At 62.1% G+C, this 2812-nt stretch carries 3 protein-coding genes; 2 read left to right on the forward strand and 1 reads right to left on the reverse strand.

Annotated elements, in window-relative coordinates:
* Window positions 1–96: 96 nt before the first annotated feature.
* Window positions 97–525, reverse strand: a complete 429-nt coding sequence (locus IVB01_RS15445) for a cupin domain-containing protein (RefSeq protein ID WP_247494680.1) — start codon at window positions 523–525, stop codon at window positions 97–99.
* Between the two features lie 201 nt (window positions 526–726).
* Here IVB01_RS15445 and IVB01_RS15450 point away from each other — a divergent pair, with 201 nt between their 5' ends.
* Window positions 727–975, forward strand: a complete 249-nt coding sequence (locus tag IVB01_RS15450) for a hypothetical protein (RefSeq protein WP_247277308.1) — start codon at window positions 727–729, stop codon at window positions 973–975.
* A 619-nt stretch (window positions 976–1594) separates the two neighbouring features.
* Window positions 1595–2722, forward strand: coding sequence for an adenylate/guanylate cyclase domain-containing protein (locus IVB01_RS15455; protein WP_247449190.1), 1128 nt, complete (start codon window positions 1595–1597; stop codon window positions 2720–2722).
* The last annotated feature ends 90 nt before the right edge of the window (window positions 2723–2812 follow it).

A 2812-nucleotide genomic window follows, 5' to 3' on the forward strand; every position in this document is an offset into this window, starting at 1 on the left:
CTAACCTGTTTCACGGAACGGTCCTTCCTTTGTGGCGTTCGAACAACGACCACGTTCTAGCACTTTGATGCTGTTGGAGCGGGCCGTTCCACCACATCAGGTTTCGTCCCAATCCTGGCCGGCGGCGTCGACGACGCGGCCGTCGGCTTCGAAGAACTTGTTCGGCACCTGGAAGATCGCCAGGATCAGGGCGCCCTCGGGGCACCACGCGGCGTGCCGGCTGCCCGCCTCGCGGCAGATGAATTCGCCGGCTTTGCAGACGATCCCCTTGGCCGGTCCCTCCTTGTCGACGAGCGCGCCTTCGATGACGTAGCTCTGCTCGATGCCGACATGCTCATGATCGGGCAGCACCGATCCCGGGGCAAAGCGCATCAAGGCGGTCATCAGGCCGCTGCCGCGGTCGAACAGCAGCGTCTTGGCTTCGCAGCCTGGAAAGCGTGTCTTTTGCCAGTCCATGTCTTGGGGACGAACCAGATGAGAATGCCGATCCGCGGCTGCCTGGTCTTCGGGGCTCACGGCGTCCATCACGATGCTCCCTCTCTCTCGACCGCTCGAAGCTAGCAGGATCGCCCCGCCCGGTCAGCGAGCAGTGCAACAAGTGGAGGCCTTTGCCGGTCGCGCCCAAAAAATCGGCAGGGCCGACCGGACGACGCCCGCTCATCCCGCTTGATTGCGCCATGATTCCCGGCTCCAATCCTCCCGCCATTCTGGCTTAGGGAGACATCCATGATGAAGCGGATTTTGCTCGCGGCGGTCGTTGCCACCTTTGCAGCGGGTTCGGCCTTCGCCGAGGACACCTGCGAGAGCAAGGCGGTCGGCAAGGACGGCAAGCCGCTGGCCGGCGCCGCCAAGACCTCGTTCCTGAAAAAGTGCAAGGCCGACGCCTGCGCACCCAAGGCCGTCGGCTCCGACGGCAAGCCGCTCGCCGGCGCCGCCAAGAACAGTTTTATGAAGAAGTGCGAGGTCGGCGCGTAAGCATAAGGTGCGCCACTTCTGGCCTTTCGTGGCCCGGACAGCGCAGCTTCCCGAGCGGTACGAACATCGCCCATAGCGACGCGCGGCGGAGGAGCGGTGCGTCCTGGCGCTTGGACGACGAATTGCGTGGCGACGCGCCGCCTCCGCGACACGAGACCGGTCCTGCGCGCTCGCCGGTCCGCGACCGTCAATCCCGGCTGAACCGATCATCGAACGCCTCGCCCAAACGCCTAGCACGAATCGTGCAGATCGTTTGAATACAACCAGCAGGCAAGTGATTGTAATTTGCAGGTTCGCGCTGTGATTTGGTTCACAGCCCGCTCTTGCACTCCTCGTGTAAGATCCAGCCGTACACGGAGGTGGTGCTCGAATAACATCTCGTCATGGCAATTCACACGCGATGGCATCTGTTGCCGGTATCACTCGCGCGAGCAAGCAACGTTTGCGGTCGATGCAATGACTGCGATCCATTTCGCCTGAAGCGGGTCCAACTTCACCAACGCTGAACTGGGCAGGTCGCAACGATATCGCAACGCTCGTTGCAGACGCCCTGGCCGCGGGGCAACTGGAAGTCAGCCTTTGACTTGATTCAACCGGAAGGCGTTCGGCTATGCTATCAATGGCCTCACGTTCTGCTATCCTCCTCCCCATTCTGCGAGGTAGCGGGGCCATTGCGGTGAACCATCCCGATATCGATGTTGCCGGCGCGCCGCCGACCAAGCGCGTCCTCGCTATTCTGGCAGCCGACGTCGTGGGCTATGCTCGCCTTACCGAGCTTGCGGAGGAGGCCACACACGTCCGCCTGCGAGCGCTTCGTTTTGGCGTGGTCAATCCGTGCATTGTCTCCTTCCGCGGCAGGATCGTGAAGAATACCGGCGACGGATTTCTCGCCTCGTTCGATTCCTCCCTCGATGCCGCGCGCTGTGCGATCGCCCTGCAGCACGAGATCGCTGCAGCGCAGAGCCGCGAAGGATACGATCGCAAGATACATTTTCGGATGGGCCTCAATGTTGCGCAAACCATCGTTGAATCCGAGGACATCTTCGGCAAGGGCGTCAACATAGCGGTGAGGCTCGAGCAGTCCGCGCCCGCTGGAGGCGTGGTGCTTTCCGACGAGATGTTCCAGCAGATTAAGGACCGCCTCGACGTGCCTGTCGAAGACCTGGGCCCCCTCCGGCTCAAGCACCTTGCGCGTCCGGTCCACGCTTATTCTCTCGTATTGCCAGAAGTCGAGCGATTGCCGTCGAGCGGTGGCCGCAGGGCGAGCCGGCAGGCCAAGGTGCCCTATATCGCGGTGCTGCCGTTTCGTACGCAGGGAGGGAATGCGGATGACGACTACTCCGGCGACGGGATCGCCGGCGAGATCGTCGTGGCGCTTCAGAACCTGCGTGGGCTGTTCGTCATTTCAAGCATGTCAACCCTGCCCTATCGCAATGGACCGATCGACAGCCAAAAGGTCGGCCAAGAGCTCGGCGTCCGATACGTCCTGAGCGGCAGCATTCGCCGAGCCGACAAGCAGATCCGCATTGGGGTGGAATTGAAGGACATCGAAGCGGGCATCATGCTGTGGGCAGATCGCTATGACGGCGACGTCTCCGAACTCTTCGAGTTTCAAAGCCGCATCGCAACGCGGATCGTGTGGAGCATCGCTCCCCAGGTGCGCGAAGCAGAGCTGAAGCGCGCACTTCGTAAGCGTTCGGACAACCTTTCAATTACCCACAAATTCTCCTCCGACCATGACACCTAGCGCTATGTCGGTGAGGCGTGACAGCCCGCGCCACATGACGGTATTGCCGGGTGGCGGATCGCTGGCGCGGGCGAGATAACCGCCGAGCCG

The sequence above is a fragment of the Bradyrhizobium sp. 164 genome (genome assembly GCF_023073715.1).
GTDB lineage: Bacteria > Pseudomonadota > Alphaproteobacteria > Rhizobiales > Xanthobacteraceae > Bradyrhizobium.

Excerpts from the sequence above, each read along its gene's own strand:
- IVB01_RS15445 (WP_247494680.1), bottom strand. The coding sequence starts at position 525 with ATGGACGCCGTGAGCCCCGAAGACCAGGCAGCCGCGGATCGGCATTCT.
- IVB01_RS15450 (WP_247277308.1), top strand. The coding sequence starts at position 727 with ATGATGAAGCGGATTTTGCTCGCGGCGGTCGTTGCCACCTTTGCAGCG.
- IVB01_RS15455 (WP_247449190.1), top strand. The coding sequence starts at position 1,595 with ATGGCCTCACGTTCTGCTATCCTCCTCCCCATTCTGCGAGGTAGCGGG.